This is a genomic window from Phenylobacterium sp., from assembly GCF_004799515.1.
GTDB lineage: Bacteria > Pseudomonadota > Alphaproteobacteria > Caulobacterales > Caulobacteraceae > Phenylobacterium.
In genome coordinates this window covers 226,296-242,977 of sequence record NZ_SSMX01000030.1, presented here as the reverse complement: position 1 = coordinate 242,977, position 16,682 = coordinate 226,296, and the positions used below count along the sequence as shown (strand labels likewise).

Below are 16,682 nucleotides of genomic sequence, written 5' to 3'. Positions count from 1 at the left end.
CTCCATTTGCGGGCCGTCGCTTCAGTCCCGCGGTCTCGCCCGGCGGAGAGGCGCCTCGGCCCGCGATCGATGCCGCAGGGCCTTGGGCCTATATTGAACGAAACCACTTCAATGTGCCGATGGGCGCCGCCGGTACGGCGTCGTAACTCAGGGCTTGAGGCGCGCCCCGAGGTCGCGAAGCGGACCCAAGTCGGCGCTCACCGCAAGGGTCTGAAGACGCTCCAGGGTGGCGACGGCGAGATCGTGGGCCGCGCGCGGGTCCCCCGCCGCTTCGCGCAGCCGGGCGAGATCAAGCGCGAGGCGGAGCTCCCAACTCGCTGCGCCCCGCTCTCGCGCAAGGGTGAGGCCGAGTTCCAGGTCCTCGGCCGCCGAGGGATCGCCGGTCCGACCGGCCGCCAAGCCTTTCAACGCGGCGCGTGCGCGGAGGTATTCCGGGCTGCACCAGTGCGACATGTTGGTGTCCGCCAGGGCATGATCCATCAGCGCCAAGGGGATCGCGGTCTCGCCCCGTTCACCCAGCGCGATCGCGAGGCTACCGACCACGATCGGAAAGCGTCGCGGGAAGGTGTTGGTCGGGTGGACAGTCAGCATCTCGCGCAGCTCCACCACATCGAAGGTCTGCCCCCGCGCCGCGTAAAGGGCGATGCGCAGGCCGCGGGCTTGACCCGGTGTTCGGCCCAGCCCGACGCTGGTGATCACGATGGCCTGTGTGTCGAGCGCCTGCTCCGCCGCATCCAGCTCACCGGACAGAAGGAACACCTGGGCCGCATCGAGACAGGCTTGGCTGATGCTGATCGCGTGGGCGCCGCGCATGGCGAGGTCCATGCTCGCCTGGGCATCGACGACCGCCTCGCGGACGTACCCCTGCAGCCAGACGACGCGCGCGCGGAGCGCGCGCTGGAGGGTTTCTGGATCGAACTGGCACTTGACCGCGCCCAGACCGACATCGGCAACCTTGCCAAAGGCCAGCGCCCGCTCGACGGTCTCCCGCGCGCCCGTGGTGTCCCCGCAGGAGAGCCGCGCCTGCGCCATCATGTAGTTGCCGGTCCGCAGATCGGACGGGTCGTTACGCCGCCCGGCAATGTCGAGAAACGCCCCGGCCCAGGTCTGTGTCGCGGCATTGCCGCCCAGATAGGTCGCACAGATCCACAGGCCCCAAAGGGCGAGCATCTGCGCGTTGAGGTCGTCCGCGGCCTGCGCCTTCGCCAGCATCGCCGTCCACATCTCGCGGAGCGCCGGCGTCACGGCCGGCACATAGGTGTGGCACACGCCGTGCGCGCCCATCACCGCGAGCTCATCGCGGGGCGCCAAAGGCGCTGCACCTGCGAGGCGCTGCTCCAACTGCTCCACCCATTCGACGGCGATGTAGCTGCGCGAGAGATAGAACAAGACCGGGTAGGCGTGGGCCAGCAGGCGGATCGCAATGGAGGTGTCGCCTCGCGGCGACATGCTCCAAGCAAACGCCGCCGTCGCGTCATCGAACCGCCGCTCATAGCGCGCAATCCACGCCGCGCGATCGCCGAAGCGCCAGTTCTCCGTCGCCTCGTCCAACCAGTCGATCATCAGCTCGGCATGCCGTGCCTGGATCGTCCGCGCCTCATCCGGCTCGGTGGCGGCGCGGGCGAATTCCTTGGTCGCTTGCAGAAGCGAGTGGAGGGTGTGCTCGCCGCCGACATCCACGTTGATCAGCGACTTCTCGACCAGCTGAATCAACGCGCCCATGATCTCAGTGTCGGTCAGCTTCAGATCATTGCAGAGGCGCACGATCGCCTCGAACGGCGTGGGCGCGTTGAGGAATGAGACGCGCCGGAGCACGGCGCGTTCAAGCTCCGACAGCAGCTCATAGCTCCACGCAAACGCGGCCCAGAGGGTCCGCTGGCGCGGCGGCGCGGTTGACCGACCTTGACGGAGCGCGTCGAGACGTTCGCCGAGCTGCCGGGCGGCCCCGCCGAGTCCTAGGACCGCCACGGTCGCCGCCGCCAGTTCGATGGCCAGGGGAAGCCCGTCGAGGCGCCGGCAGATGTCCACGAGCGCCGGAACGTCCTCGTCCGTGAGGTCGATATCGAGTCCGGCCATGGCCGTGCGTTCGGCGAGCAGTTGCACCGACGGATAGGCCTGGGCTTCGGCGAGCGCCTGGGTGGCGCGCGGCGGCAGCTCGAGCGGATAGAGGCGCCGGACGGCCTCCCCGGCGACGTCCAACGGATTGCGGCTCGTCGCGAGGATGTGGAGGCCGTCTGTCTGTTCAAGCAATTGCGCGGCCACTTGCGAGCAGCCGGGAAGCAGGTGCTCGCAATTGTCGAGGACCAGAAGCCCGGGCGCCTGGCGGAAGAAGTCGACGAGGATACCGAGGCTCGAGCGCGCGGGCAGGTCCACGCCGACCGCCGCCGCGATAGCGCCCAAGACGGCGATGGGCGCCGCAACCGGTCCGAGGTCGGCAAACCACACGCGCTCGAACGCGGCGTCCTCCACGACGGCCAGGGCGACCGTCGTCTTGCCGATCCCGCCAGGGCCGACGATCGTGGTGAGGCGATACTCCGCCACACTGTCGCGGACCGCCCGGATCGAATCCGCCCGTCCGATGACTCGAACCAGCGGCCGCGGGACGGCCCGCCCCGCACTGGTTGGACGTCGGACCTCCGGCGTGGCGCGCGAGACCGCGCCCACGAACTGGTAGCCACGCCCGGCGACGTTGACGATGAGGGCCTGTTTCGACCCCCCGGAATTCAGCGCGCGCCGGAGCGCCGCGATCTGCGTTCGAAGGTTCTCCGGCACGACGGTGAGCCCCGGCCAGGCTTCCGCGACCAATCGATCGTGCGGGATGACTTCGCCGGGACGTTTGGCCAAGGCGGCCAGCACCATCAGAGCGCGTTTTCCCAGCGCAACGGGCCGACCCTGCTCTGTCAGTTCGAGCCGGTCCAAGGAAAACCGAAAGGGACCGAACGCGAGGTCGTTCTCCCCCGCGCCCAAGCCGTCGAGATGCGCCGTCTCGGTCTGGATCTCGGTTTCGGTCACGGTCATCGCACGGCCAATTCTTGGAGACGGTTCCGTCGTAAAACCTCAATACCCGCATTTTCCAACCTTGGGCGATCTTCGTCTCGCGCCGAAGAGAGCCCCAAGATGCAGCATGATCGTGCAAGACGGCGCCCCCCGGTGACCGGGCATACGACGGGATAACCGGGCCCCGCGCGCTTCCCGTCTGACCGCAATGCGAGGTTCGGATCGCGCGACGCCCAGCAGGCAGGGCGCTCGCCGGCGGAGGCAGATTGTGCGCGTACTCATCGTTGAGGCCGAAGGCTGGATCGGCCGCGCCGCGGTTCGCCAACTGCAGCTTGAGGGCATGGACGTGCTGGTCTTCGGACTGAGCCCTAACACCGCATCCCGGCTGTTCCTCGACCGAACAGGCGTCCGCCCCATCCAGGTCATCGGCGACGGCCAGCTGGACGTTGCAGGCGACGCGCCAGGCCAATTGGCGAGGCTCGATGCGATCCTCGTCGCGGCCGATCGCGGTCCTGGCAAAGCGCAGGATCGACTGACGCGCCTCATCGCGGTCGCCAGCCAGAACGGGCGGCCTCACCTCATCCAGATCGCCACGGCGGATGCCGTCCGCCGGAGACACGCCGCCACCCGCGACAGTGAAGGACCTGGACCCTTGGACGTCCCGGCGATACCCACGACGACCCTTTTACCGACGCTCCTCGACTCCACGATGCTGGAGCATGCGGCCGAGATCGCGACAACGGGACAGTGGCGAGGCTCAGCCGCGCGCGGCGCCCCGGCCTTCATCGATCCGCGCGACGTGGTCGCCTGCGCCCGCGCGGTGGTCATGAAGGGCCGAGGCTTGGGCCGCGTTCAACTCACCGGGCCTCGCCACCTGTCCTATGCCGAGGTCGCCGGCGCGCTGAGCACTATTCTTCACCGCGAGATCACCTACGAGGCCGTCTCGCCCGAAGATCAGCTCGCAGACCTCCTAGCGAGAGGACTATCCCATGCGCAGGCTGCGGACTGGGTGTCCCGCGACGCGATGACGGAGTCCCAATCGCCTGCGCCGCTTACGGACAGTGTCCTTGCCCTGACCGGCCGTGCACCAGGATCCCTGGCGGCCTATCTCGAGGACCATCGCTGCGCTTTCGCTGACGGCGGGATGCTGGAGTAGGATGCCGGCATGACGCTGGATGACGCAGAGGGATTGGCGGAGGCCGAGGGGCAGAGGTTCGGGACCTTCGTCGCCGTCGCCTCCCGACGCGCTCTGCTTCAGAGCGGCGAGGTCGTCCACCTGGGCGACCGGGCGTTTGACATCCTCCTGGCGCTGCTCGCCCGCCGCGGCGATTTCGTGGCTCGGGACGATCTCGTCGCCGCGGTCTGGCCGGACCGGCTTGTCGGGGACGCGGCCTTGCGAGTGCACATCTCGCACCTGAGGAAAGCCTTAGGCGCAGACCCCTGCGGCGCATCGTGGATCGTGCATGTGCCAGGTCGCGGATACGCGCTCGCGGAGGTGGCGTCAGACGCGGGCGGCGTCAGCCGGTGTGAAGCGGCGGGCGGCGATGAGACGCGACAGGACGCCAACCCCAATGCCCGCGTGTTCGGCCGTGAGCCGATCCTCAAAGCCATTACCGACAACTTGGCGTCGCGGCAGCTCACCACGCTTGTCGGACCTGGCGGCGTTGGCAAGACCACCGTGGCGGCCGAGGTCGTCCGACGGGTCCGCGACCGCTTCGACACCACGGTCGAGGTCGACCTCTCCGTCGTCGTCGATCCGCCGATGCTGATCGGCGCCTTGGCGGCCAGCTTACAGATCGGGTCGCCGAAGACGACATCCCTGTCGGCCTTGATCGCCGCGGTTCGCGACCGCGAGGTGCTGATCCTTCTGAACAGCTGCGAGCATCTGGTGGCGGCTGTCGCGGAGGTCGCCGAACTTATGTTGCGCCAGGCGCCGCGCCTTCGGATTCTGGCCACCAGCCGGCAGGCGCTGCGCGCCGAAGGCGAGTGGGTGCGCCGCGTGGAACCACTGGACGTTCCGCCGCCGGGCGCCGCTCTTACGCCAGCGGCGGCGCTGGGCTTCGGGGCCATCGAGCTCTTCGTGGCGCGCGCGAACTGCCAACCCGGCGGGTATGTGCTGGCGCCCGACGACGTGGTCCCCATCGCGGAGATCTGCCGCAGGCTCGAAGGGATACCGCTGGCGATTGAACTGGCCGCCGCCCGCCTGGATAGGTTGGAGTTGCTGGGCCTCGGCCAGTCCCTCGACGACGGATTGGGAGCCCTGTCCGACGGTCTCCCTGGCGTGGCGCCGCGGCACCAAACCCTGAACGCCACCCTCGACTGGAGCTATCGCGATCTCACCCCGGACGAACAGATGACCCTGCGCGCGCTGTCGGTCTTCCGAGGATTCAGCGCCCAAGCGGCCGCGGATTTGCTCCAAGACGAGGCCGTCAACGATGTCTCTCAGACCTTGATGAGCCTCGTCGCGAAATCACTCGTGGTGGCCCATCTCGCCGCCGACGGGACCGATTACCGCCTTCTCGACATCACCCGCGCCTACGCCCACGCAAAGCTCGAAGAGGCCGGGGAGATCGCCAGACGGCGCCGACGCCATGCCGAGATCTTCAAGGTCGTGGCCGACCGCTCGGAGGCCGAATGGGCGCGGCTTCCGACCACCGCGTGGGTCGAGACCTACGCAGGCGACGTCCCAAACTTCCGCCTCGCCCTGGACTGGGCGTTTTCCGCTGACGGCGACGCCGAGACCGCCGTTGGCCTGACCGTCGCTCTGATCCCGTTGTTCCTGCAGCTCTCGCTGGTCGAAGAATGCCTCAACCACGTCCAGGCGGCGATTTCGCGCCTCGGCCGCCTGAGGACGGATACGCGTCAGGCGCGCCTGAAACTGTCCGCGGCCCTGGGCTGGAAGCCGGCCGGACGCACAACAGAAGACCAGGCCGCGTCAGACCTCGTCGAAACGCTCGCGATCGCCACGGAACTCGGCGACGTCGACTACAGGCTGCGCTGCTACTGGGGCCTGTGGCTCAACGCCGGCAACGCCGCCCGGCCCGCCGAGGCGCTCGATTTCGCGGACGCCTTCATCGCCCTCGCCGACCAGGCCGGCGAACCCAATGAACGGCTCGTTGGCGAACGCATGCGCGCCCGGTCCCTGATGCTGCTCGGGCGCCTTCGCGACGCCCGCCTCGGGATCGACCGCGTCCTGGCGGACTATGTGGCGCCGCCGAACCGATCGCACATCGTGCGCTACCATCACGAGCAGACCCTCAACGCGCGCGTCATCCACAGCCGGCTTCGCTGGCTCATGGGAAACCCGATCGAAGCCTACGCCGACCTTCGGGAGACAGTGGCCGCGGCGGAAGCCCTCGGCCACGGCCTGACGCTGGCCTATGTCCTGGCGGACGGCGCCTGCCCGCTCGCGCTTGCCGCTGGTGACTTCGAAAACGCCGAACGCTACATCGGCGATCTGCGGCGGGAAGCGGAGACCTTGGGGGTCGCCGCCTGGGCCGCCTATTCTCGAGGCTTTCATGGCGAGCTGCTGCATCGCCAGGGAAACCCAGCGGCGGGGGCGGAGAGCCTGCGCGCCGCGATCCGCGAGCTCACCGACCTTCGATTCACGGTGCACCGTTCGGCCTTCAGCGCTGCGCTGGCCGCGGCGCTGTTGGACACTGGCGCGGCCTCCGAAGCCGGCGCGGTGCTGGAGGCCGAACTCGCAGAGGCCGCGGTGGTCGGCGACGCTTGGCACACCCCCGAGCTTCTCAGGCTCCGAAGCCGGGCGCGCATCGCCGACCTCGGCCGCGACGGCTTGGCCGAAGCGCGTAGCGACGTCATCCACGCCCTAGCGCTGTCACATGCCCAGGGCGCCTTGACTTGGGAGCGTCGGGCGCAGGTCGAGCTGGCGGCCCTCACTGACTTGAAAGCATCGGTCAGTCGGCGCGGCGCGTTGACGGAGCGCGCCAGCCGGCCGGCGCCGGCGTCGCGCTAAACCGGGCTTACGGCGCGCGCGAAGCCCAGGATCTGCTTGCCCGTCTCGGCCGCCGCTTCGTGCTGCACCCAGTGGCCAATACCGTCGAGTCCGACGTAGCCCTTCAGCGCAGGGCAGCGGTCGCGCATCTTGTCTTCGGTGAGGGCGTAGATGGGCACCAGGCCATCGGCCTTCCCCCAGAGGAAATAGGCCGGGACGGAGATCTTCGCGCCTTTGAACGCAGGCGAGAGATCGAAATACGGCTGTACGGCGCGATAGTAGTTCAAGGCGCCGTGGAAACCCGTGCGCTGGAATGAAGCGATGTTGTGGGCGAGGTAGTCCGGCTCGATCCACGTCGGGAGAGTCGCGGGCGGCGCGCGGTGAAGGCTGCGCGCCGGGTCAAAAATATTCCAGGCCTGAGCGGCCGGCGCGGACCCCGACCCCCAATAGAGCGCGCCTGGAATCGTGACCTTCGCGTCCGCCCAGATCTGATCCGCCTCGGGCCGGATCTGTTCGAACATGTAGAAATCAGACCCATGTCCCGCCGCGCGCATGGCGTCGAAGGTGCTCGCGTCGCCGCGGGGCGAGTACGGCACGCTCAGGCAGAAGACGCCCTTGAACCGGTCCGGTCGCATCATTGCCGCCGCCCAAGCGTGGGTCGCCCCCCAGTCATGGCCCACGACGATGGCTTGCGGGATTTTCAGGGCGTCCAGCATCCCGACCAGGTCGCCGACCGTCTGAAACGGCGTGTAGAGCGCGGCATCGGTCGGCGCTGAGCTTTGACCGTAGCCCCGCATGTCGGGCGCGATGGCGCGGTAGCCCGCGGCGGCCACGACCTGCATCTGCCGCCGCCAGGTGTAGGCCGTGTCCGGGAACCCATGGACGAACAGGATCGCGGGCCCCGCGCCCATCTCGGTGACGTGCAGGCGGATGCCGTTTGTCTGGATATCCGTCTCTTTGACCGGGAACATGGTGCCCTTTCCCGCCGCCTGCGCGGCTGCAATGTCGTGGAGCGCGAGGGTGGCGCCGATCGCCACGCCGCCGGCAATAAGCGATCGGCGCGAGAACTTCGAGGTCGCCGGCATGGTGGTCATTTGTTCGAACTCCTCGGGTCTCGCCTGTCCGCACTGTGGGCCCTGACCGGCGTCGAGGGCTGTAAGGCCTGCACGACGGTCGCTCATGTGACTAGGCTAGAGGGCCGCCTGACTGACGGATTGTAGAATTCACGCCCCCTATTGGCGCGCCGGACGTGATCGGCTCAATCAACGTCGGCGGTCCCTTACATGCCTGCGTCGTGCAAAAACGAGCTTCGCCTGCAATTCGGCGCGACCCCGCCAACGCATGGTCGTCGCATCCTGGGCTGCTGTCGTCGGGCGGCTCGGCCCACAGGCAGGAGACCCCACAATGCGCACCTTCACTCAAGCGGCCATGATGGCCGTCGTCGGTCTGGCCGCGGCGAGCGCCGCGAACGCCGCTTCCGCCGCGGCCGCGAAGCCCACGATCGTCCTCGTGCACGGCGCCTTCGCCGAATCCGCCAGCTGGACGGGCGTCGTCGCCAAATTGAGCAAGGACGGATACCCGGTTCTCGCGGCGGCCAATCCCTTGCGAAGCGTCGCAGGCGACGCGGCCTATGTCGGCAAGCTGCTGGACAGCATCAAGGGACCGGTCGTGCTGGTCGGCCACTCCTACGGTGGCTCCGTGATCAGCGTCGCCGCCGTCGGCAAAAGCAATGTGAAGTCGTTGGTTTACGTCTCGGCGTTCGCCCCCGAGACTGGCGAGTCGGGCCTCGCACTGTCCAGCAAGTTCCCGGGGTCCAGCCTAGGCGACACCTTGGCTCCACCCGTGAGCCTGCCCACTGGCGGCGTGGATCTCTACATCCAGGCGAAGAAGTTTCCGCACCAGTTCGCGGCGGACGTCGCACCGGGCCAGGCCGCCATCATGGCGGCCACGCAGCGCCCGGTGACCCAGGCGGCTCTGGAGGAGCCCGCAACGGGTTCGGCGTGGAAGACGATCCCATCATGGTCGATCTACGGCTCCAGCGACCTCAACATTCCGCCGAAGGCGCTCGCCTTCATGGCACAGCGGGCGAAATCCAGACACACGGTGGTCGTCAAGGGCGCCTCCCACGTCGTGATGGTCTCGCATCCCACCGAGGTCGCGGCCCTGATTGAGGAAGCAGCGCGTTAGCGAGGGTCGCCGGCGGCGGCCTTCTCCTGATCCTCGACCTTCGCGCTTAGCTGCAGGGCCGCCACCGTCTCCCAGAAATCGGACACCGCGTCGGCGAAGGCGGCCAGGAGATCGGCGGGAACGTCGAGGTGATGGATGGAGTGATCCGGCTCCCCGCCCAGCGTGAAATAGGCGAACCAGTTTCGAATGGGCCGATGCGAGAAGACGTCGGGCCGCGCTGCAAGCGCGGCCGGGAATTTCGCCCAGGTCGCGCGCCTGAATGAATTGAGCCCGGCGTTGCGGGGTGTCGCGGAACCTTAGCGTTGGCCGCCGGTTTGGGAGTCAGCAGCGCCGAAGACGCCCCCCCGACTGATCGCGCTGCCTTAACGCCCCGGCTTTGTCGCCGGGGCGTTTGCTTTTGCGCCGGGGCCCTCACGCGCCGGCGAGACCGGCTTTGATCGCTGACGCCTCAGCGCTTGGCGAGCAGTGTGTTGAGGACCCAGGCGAGCCGCACGCCGGCCTTCTCAAATTGCTGCGCGACGGCCGCGGAGGCTGGACCATCGTAGCCAGGCGGCAGGGTCACCGGCGCCGCGTCGTGGTCGCAGCCAGTTGGCGCTCCGGGCCAATAAGCGGTCGTCTTCGCCACCTCGAAGGACTCCAGCGCCCAGGCCTTGGCCGTTCCGGGCGCGAGGCCTTCATTCACGCTCCTACTCGACCTAGACCTCTCAGGCGGATCTCATCACGGGCGACCGAGCGCCCCAAGAAGCGCTCTTGCTGCAAGCGCCGCGGCGTCGGCGCGATCACCAGTGATCAGCAAGCCATCGCCAGTACCATCCGGCTCAAGGTGTAGCTCTGCGGGAACGACTGCGACAGGCTTTCCAGCGGCAAGTAGTGCGCCGATCATGGCGCCGCCCGGGTTGTCGGCGTTTGGTGGCCAAACACCGCCCGTGACCCCAAGGCAGAACGCGCCGTCGAAATCGTCCGGGTCTACCCGATGGAGTTCGAGGGTGTCGGCGAGAGCGTCTCTCGCGGTCTGATCCTGCTGAAAGCGCTGCATCGCGGAGGTCGCGTCGGTACGCCTTCCCGTCGCCGTGCGCATAGCCGGATCGCCGCCGCAGGGCGAGGCCAGCACGACGTCCGCGCCGGCGTCGATGAACAAGTAGTAGGGCGACAGGAAGCGCTCGAACTGAAGCACCGGCGGGATTCGCGGCGGCGTATCGAGGTCGGGGATCAGGATCATCAGGATCCGCATTAGCTTGACTTTCTTCCGGCGCGATCATGGCCTCCCCGCGGGGACGGGAAGGCCATGGACGCGACGCGGCGGTCGATTGGTCAGGCCTTGATGAAGGCCAGCAGGTCCGCGTTGATGATGTCGGAGTGGGTCGTAGGCATGCCGTGCGGCAGGTCCTCGTAGGTCTTGAGCGTGCCGTTCTTCAGCAGCTTGACCGCCAGAGGCCCGGCGTCCGCGTAGGGGACGATCTGGTCGTCCTTGCTGTGCATGACTAGCACCGGGACCGTGATCTTCTTGAGGTCCTCGGTGTGGTCGGTCTCCGAGAAAACCTTGATGCAGTCGTAGTGGGCCTTGGTCCCGCCCATCATGCCCTGGCGCCACCAGTTATCGATGATGCCTTGGCTGACTTTCGCGCCCGGCCGGTTGAAGCCGTAAAACGGCCCGGTCGGGATATCGACGTAGAACTGGGCGCGGTTGGACATGCCTTTCCGGAAGCCGTCGAAGACCTCCGTCGGCAAACCGCCCGGGTTCGAGGCCTTCTTCACCATCACCGGCGGAATGGCGCTGATGATCACCGCCTTGGCGACACGGCCGTTGCCGCCGTAGTCGGCGACATAGCGGATGACCTCGCCGCCGCCCGTCGAGTGGCCGACGTGAATGGCGTTCTTCAGATCGAGGTGCTTCACCAGCGCCTCGCTGTCGGCGGCGTAGGTGTCCATGTCATTGCCCAGATCGGTCTGGGTTGAGCGGCCGTGGCCACGGCGGTCGTGGGCGATGACGCGGTATCCCTGCGCCAGGAAGAACAGCATCTGGCTGTCCCAGTCGTCAGCGCTGAGCGGCCAGCCATGGTGGAAGACGATCGGCTGGGCCGTCTTAGACCCCCAATCCTTGAAGTAGATCTCGGTGCCGTCCTTGGTCTTGAAGGTGCTGCTAGCCATCGTCGTTGTTCCTTTGCTGGGGGACGCGGGGGAGGAGTCACTGGGGGAGCCGAAAGCTTTCGCCACCGGCAGGCTCATGGCGACGGCAGCGCCGGCGCCGGTGAACAGGACCTTGCGGCGGGACGCCGCGAGGGGGTCGAAGAATGGGGTCTCGGACATGACAGTCTCCGAAGAGGGCGGGCCCAAAGGCCGGTGAGGCAGTGTCTCGCGACGCTCGGTGGGCCACGAGTTATCGCTTGTGAAGTTCTGCGAAGGCCGTCGTCAGGCGTTGAAACTCCGACCGCTGTCGGCCTCGCCAGGCGCTGCACGACGCGCACGGCGCCAGGCGTTCGGGGAGTCGCCCGTCAGCCGACGGAAGATCCTGGATAGGTGGGATTGGTCGCTGAAGCCGCAGTCGAGCGCGATACCGCAGAGCGGATGTTCGGTCGTTAGCATCAGGTCTTGGGCGAGCGCGATCCGGCGGCCGAGGATGTAGGGCTGCGGCGTCGCGCCGAATGAGACTTTGAAGGCTCGGGAGAAGTAGGATTGGCTGAGCCGCACCAGAGCCGCCAGCTCACCGATATCGATGGGCGCATCCAGGTGCTCCTCGATATAGGTCGCCGCCTTCTTCGCCTGCCACGGCGCCAGCTGCCCGAGGTCTTGGTTAGGCGCCTTCGCGGGTTCGCGGGGCTCGACGTCCAGCAACGCGAAGGCCCGGCTGAGCGATTGACGCGCGGCCCCGGGATCGCGTTCGAAAGCCTCGAAAGCCTCGGACAGCAGCCGGCCCAACACATCAGCCGGGGCGTCGAGGTCATTCGCCGCCCGGGCAAATGACCGGCCTTGAGCGCCGAAGACCACGGCGCCGGGCGACGGCGCGGCGACAGGCGGCATGGGGGAAAGGGCTGGGGACATGACCGGTCTCCTTCAGATCGCAGCGTCAGTGGACGCGGGCGTTGATTGGAGGTTGGGCCTGGCTCCCACCTGGCGCGAGTTATCGGTTGTGAAGAAGTGTAGGAGGCTGCTTCACGCATTTTACCCGATCGGGTGTTGGCGTGATGGCTTTGCAGGAGATCATCGCCTAGCTATCCGAGACCATCCAACGCAGGATCGACATGGCTGCGGCTTTTAGCTCCGAGGGACATGAGGCGCTCGCCTTCGGCGACTTCCAGCTGATCCCGTCAGAGCGGCGACTATTGCGCGCCGGGGCGCCGGTCCGCGTGGGTAGCCGGTCGCTGGATATTCTCATCGCGCTGGCGACACGCCACGGCGAGATCCTCAGCAAAGACGCCCTGATTGCGTTGGTCTGGCCCGACGTCGTCATCGAGGAGAGCGCGCTTCGCGTCCACATCTCCACGCTGCGCAAGGCGTTGGGCGACGGCGAAGGTGACGTCAGATTGATCACCAACGTCCCGGGTCGCGGCTACACCTTCGTCGCGCCAGTTTCAACCACGACCACTGCAGCGTCGACGGCAGCGCCTGCGACTGCCACCGACGCCGCCTTTCCGGTGCTAAGGCTCCCGATGCCTGTCGGGCGGATCATTGGCCGGGACGATTTGATCGAAGAGTTGTCGCTCGTGCTTGTCGAGCAGCGGCTCGTCACGATTGTCGGGCCGGGCGGCATGGGCAAGACCACCGTCGCCGTGGCCTTGGCGCAGCGCTTAGCTGACGCCGGTGAAACCGTGGCCTTCGCTGACCTGGCGCCATTGGCGGATGGCGAGCTTGTTGCGGGCGCCGTGGCCTCAGGTTTGGGACTGGCGGTGCGATCAGCGGACTTGGTGCAAGAGATCGCCGAGGCTGTGCGCGGCCGCCGCCTCATGCTGGTTCTCGATAGCTGCGAGCATGTGATCGAGGCCGCGGCTACACTTGCAGAGCGCCTCCTGGGCCTCGCGCCCGACCTCACCTTGCTGGCGACGAGCCGCGAGGCCCTAAGAGCGGATGGCGAATGGGTGCATCGCCTAAGCCCCCTTGCGCTTCCCCCGGAGACTGCGAATTCTACGGCGGCTGACGCGCTCGCATTTCCAGCCGTACAGCTCTTCGTCGCGCGCGCCTCCTCCGTGCTGGGCGGCTTCCGCCTCGACGAGGCCGGCGCGCCAAGGGTGGTCGAGATCTGCCGTCGCCTCGACGGGATCGCCCTTGCGATCGAGCTGGCTGCAGCTCGCCTGGACAGTATGAGCCTTGAAGCTCTGGGGCGGTCGCTGGACAACTGTTTTCAAGTGCTCACGCGTGGCCGGCGCACAGCCCTCCCGCGCCACCAGACCCTGCGGGGCGCCGTCGATTGGAGCTACGGGATCTTGCCTGTGGCCGAGCAGCTGCTGCTCCAGCGGCTGGCGGTCTTCAACGGTCCCTTCGACGTTGCCGCCGCCATTGCGGTAGCCGCCGACAATGCAGCAGATGCGATCGAAGACGGCCTGCTGAATCTGGCCGCAAAGTCGCTGCTCAACGCCGAGGTGGAGGGCGACGAGGTCCGTTACAGACTTCTGGACACCACGCGCGCCTACGCGCGCGAGAAGCTGGAAGCCTCTGGCGAGGCCAACCTGCGCCGGCGTCGCCACGCGACCTACTATCGTGATCACTTCGCAGCAGCGGAGGAGGTGCTTGCCACGCGCCCTGCCGAGGGATTGGCGGAGTCCGCTGGCCTGCTTGGCAATCTACGGGCGGCCCTCGACTGGGCCTTTTCGCCAGATGGCGATGGATCGATCGGTGTCGCCCTGACGGCCGACGCCGTGCCGCTATGGTTCCAGCTCTCGCTGGTCGACGAATGCCTGGGCCGCGTGCAGGCCGCCCTCACCTGGCTGGACGGCTCACCAGATCCCGACTTGCGGGTGCGCATGCGACTCTATGCGGGCCTCGGATTCCCGCAGATGCGCGCGATCACCGGCTTTCCTAGCGGGGTCGCCGCTTGGCGTTCGGTCCTGGAGATCGCCGAGCAGATTGGCGATGCCGACTATCAGGCGCGCGCGCTCTGGGCGCTTTGGACGGACCGCGTGAATAGTGGTGAAGCTCGCCAAGCCCTCGACTTCGCTGACCGCTTCGCGAGGCTTTCGGCCAGCGCGCCGGACGCCGCTGACCCACTCATTGCACAGCGGATTCGCGCCTGGTCCCGCCTAATGCTGGGCGATCTCGAAGCCGCCACAGCTGACATCACAGCCATGTTGCGGATCTATGGTGCAACGGCCCGGCCGGCCGATGTGGCGCGCTTCCAGTACGACCAGCGAAGCACGGCCCGCATCACGCTTGCGCGCGCTCTGTGGTTGCGCGGCGACGCCGATCAGGCTCTGCGGGACGTCGAAGACAACATCGCTACTGTGACGGCCGATGACCATACCTTGTCGCTGGCGCACGTGCTCTCCGACGCGGCCTGCTTCCTCGCGCTCTGGCGCGGCGACCTGGAGTTGGCGGACCGCTACATCGCACTGCTCCGCCAGCATACCGGGCTCCAAGCCTTGGATGTCTGGCGAACCTACGGGGACTGCTTTGAAGGCGAGGTCTGCGTGCGGCGCGGGGAGCGTGAACGGGGCGTGGCGCTGCTTCGTTCAGGGATCGCCCAGCTCGAGGCAGCTGGGTTCGTTTGCTACCACACCGCCTTCCTTGGCGTGCTGGCCGAGGCCCTCGTGGGGGACGGCCAGGCCGCGGAAGGCTTGCGCATCGTCGAGGACGCGATCGCGCGCGCCGAACGAACCGGCGAAGGCTGGACGCGGGCTGAACTGCTGCGCATCCGCGGCGAGGCGCTCCATCATTTGGATCGGTCGTCCGACGCCGTCGACAGCCTCACCGAGGCGTTGGAAACATCCTCGGCGCAGGGCGCGCTGTCCTGGGAATTGCGCGCCGCGTTGTCCCTGGCCCGGTGTCAGAGCAACACGGCAGCCTCGGCCGAGCGCCTCGCCTCCGTGGTCGGCCGGTTCCGCGAGGGATTCGATACCGCCGACTTAAGAGCCGCCAACGCCCTCCTGGCCGAGCGCGGCTGACGCCGGTGCCTTGCGCCAGCGATCGCTGATCGCGGTGACCGAAATGTCGGCCGTGACGTTGACGACTGTGCGAACGGCGTCAGGCAGGCTGTCGACGGCCATCAACAGCACGAGCGCTTCGAGCGGCGCGCCCACCGCAAGGCATATCGGGCTCATGACGGTGACGAACGAGGCTTGGCTCGGAAGGCCGACGGCCGCCAAGCTGATCAGGGCGGAAAGGACAGCCGCGATTCCCATCTGCATCGGCGTCAGCGCGATTCCCGATAGCCGCGCCACATATAGCGCGATGGCGCCACCGGAGGCAGCACTTCCCAGCCGAAACAGTGAGACCGCAAGTGGTAGTACAACCTGCGCCACAGCGGGTTCGCCGCCCAGCGCCGTCGTGGCCTCGACCATCGCCGGCAAGCTTCCGACAGAGGACTGCGTGCTGAAGGCAACCAGTTGCGCCGGCGCCGCAGCGCGGGCGAACCGGATGACCGACACGCCGCTGCAGACGACCGTGAGAGGATAAAGGACAAGAACCAGGATCGCGCAGAACAGCGCCCCGGTCAGCGCGTAGTGAAGCAGCGTGCCGGCCGTAGCCAAGCCGGCTTGCGCCGCAGCGACGAAAGCCAAGCTCGCCACGCCAAGGGGCGCAGCCCTAAGGACCCAGCCCACGATCACCAGCAGCGTCTGGAGTATGGCGTCCAAGACTTGCAGCAGCGACTGGCGGAGCGGGGCTGCAATTCGGGTTACGCCAAAGCCGAAGATCAGACTGAACACCACGAGAGGTGCGATCGCGCCGTCAGCCGCAGCGGCAACGGGATTGGCCGGGATGAATCCTTTCAGCCAATCAGCCGCCGGTGGCGCGACGGGTGTGGCGACGCGCCCGGCAGCCATGGCGTCGCGGATTGCGACGCTTGCAGCGCCGGGAATGGGGAACACCATAAGGATGGCGTCCATCAGCAGGACGCCAAAGATGGCGGCGCCCAGGAGTAGGATCGCGAACAGCACAAGGGTGCGCGCTGTCATGCCGCCGGCGGTGACCACGCCGAACGTCGCGCCCACGCCGGTGACAACCAGGACGAAGATCATCGGGACGACGGTCATCCTGAGGCTGTCGAGCCAGAGTCCGCCGACGCTCTTGGCGACGGTCACGGCTGGCGAGACGGAGGCCGGCGCGAGGCCTGAAAGCACGACGCCCGCGATCACGCCAACCACCAGCGCCGCCAGGATCCGGATCGTCGATGACATGCGCCCTCCCTGGTGTGCGCGGGTCCGCCTGCGGGATTAGCGCACGTCAGAGCCGCGCCTTCCATTCCGCTGTTTGCCGGCGTCGCAACTTGAACGGAAACGCCGTCTTCGCGCGGCGCAATCACTCCAAACGGTGCGGCATCGTTCAATTGGCGCGGGCAGAGAGTGAGCAGATTGGTGGCCCCAGACGACCACGCACCCCCAACCGGAAAGGACGA

The 16,682-nt window shown here is 67.5% G+C and carries 11 protein-coding genes; 4 read left to right on the top strand and 7 right to left on the bottom strand.

Translation table 11 applies throughout. From position 1 onward, the window contains the following. Positions 1-147: 147 nt before the first annotated feature. Positions 148-3,018, bottom strand: a complete 2,871-nt coding sequence (locus E8A49_RS14350; protein WP_293382470.1) for a winged helix-turn-helix domain-containing protein — start codon at positions 3,016-3,018, stop codon at positions 148-150. A gap of 247 nt (positions 3,019-3,265) precedes the next feature. Here E8A49_RS14350 and E8A49_RS14345 point away from each other — a divergent pair, with 247 nt between their 5' ends. Then, a complete protein-coding gene (locus tag E8A49_RS14345; RefSeq protein ID WP_293382467.1) occupies positions 3,266-4,153 on the top strand; it encodes a hypothetical protein in 888 nt (295 codons plus the stop codon). A gap of 9 nt (positions 4,154-4,162) precedes the next feature. Next, positions 4,163-6,973, top strand: coding sequence for a winged helix-turn-helix domain-containing protein (locus tag E8A49_RS14340; RefSeq protein WP_293382464.1), 2,811 nt, complete (start codon positions 4,163-4,165; stop codon positions 6,971-6,973). On the opposite strand, the gene E8A49_RS14335 is transcribed toward E8A49_RS14340, so the two are convergent. Continuing rightward, positions 6,970-8,046: an alpha/beta hydrolase gene (locus E8A49_RS14335; RefSeq protein ID WP_293382461.1), complete on the bottom strand. Its 1,077-nt coding sequence runs from the start codon at positions 8,044-8,046 to the stop codon at positions 6,970-6,972. The genes E8A49_RS14340 and E8A49_RS14335 overlap by 4 nt on opposite strands. A gap of 310 nt (positions 8,047-8,356) precedes the next feature. Between E8A49_RS14335 and E8A49_RS14330 the strand changes: the two genes are divergently transcribed. Next, a complete protein-coding gene (locus E8A49_RS14330) occupies positions 8,357-9,139 on the top strand; it encodes an alpha/beta hydrolase (protein ID WP_293382458.1) in 783 nt (260 codons plus the stop codon). Between the two features lie 448 nt (positions 9,140-9,587). Here the strand turns inward: E8A49_RS14330 and E8A49_RS14325 are convergent, their stop codons facing one another. The 4 genes from E8A49_RS14325 to E8A49_RS14310 form a co-directional block, all read right to left on the bottom strand. Beyond that, on the bottom strand, positions 9,588-9,821 hold the full coding sequence (locus E8A49_RS14325; protein ID WP_293382455.1) for a S1/P1 nuclease: 234 nt from the start codon (positions 9,819-9,821) through the stop codon (positions 9,588-9,590). A 36-nt stretch (positions 9,822-9,857) separates the two neighbouring features. Beyond that, positions 9,858-10,370 carry a hypothetical protein gene (locus E8A49_RS14320; RefSeq protein WP_293382452.1) on the bottom strand — a complete coding sequence of 171 codons (513 nt, stop codon included), beginning with the start codon at positions 10,368-10,370 and terminating at the stop codon, positions 9,858-9,860. Positions 10,371-10,450: 80 nt separating this feature from the next. Continuing rightward, positions 10,451-11,287 carry an alpha/beta hydrolase gene (locus E8A49_RS14315; protein WP_293382449.1) on the bottom strand — a complete coding sequence of 279 codons (837 nt, stop codon included), beginning with the start codon at positions 11,285-11,287 and terminating at the stop codon, positions 10,451-10,453. 261 nt (positions 11,288-11,548) lie between these two features. Further along, positions 11,549-12,178: an AraC family transcriptional regulator gene (locus E8A49_RS14310; protein ID WP_293382446.1), complete on the bottom strand. Its 630-nt coding sequence runs from the start codon at positions 12,176-12,178 to the stop codon at positions 11,549-11,551. Between the two features lie 200 nt (positions 12,179-12,378). On the opposite strand from E8A49_RS14310, the gene E8A49_RS14305 reads away from it, so the two are divergent. Continuing rightward, a complete protein-coding gene (locus tag E8A49_RS14305) occupies positions 12,379-15,231 on the top strand; it encodes a winged helix-turn-helix domain-containing protein (RefSeq protein ID WP_293382443.1) in 2,853 nt (950 codons plus the stop codon). Here E8A49_RS14305 and E8A49_RS14300 read toward each other — a convergent pair. Continuing rightward, a complete protein-coding gene (locus E8A49_RS14300; RefSeq protein WP_293382440.1) occupies positions 15,193-16,464 on the bottom strand; it encodes a cation:dicarboxylase symporter family transporter in 1,272 nt (423 codons plus the stop codon). The genes E8A49_RS14305 and E8A49_RS14300 overlap by 39 nt on opposite strands. Positions 16,465-16,682 lie beyond the last annotated feature (218 nt).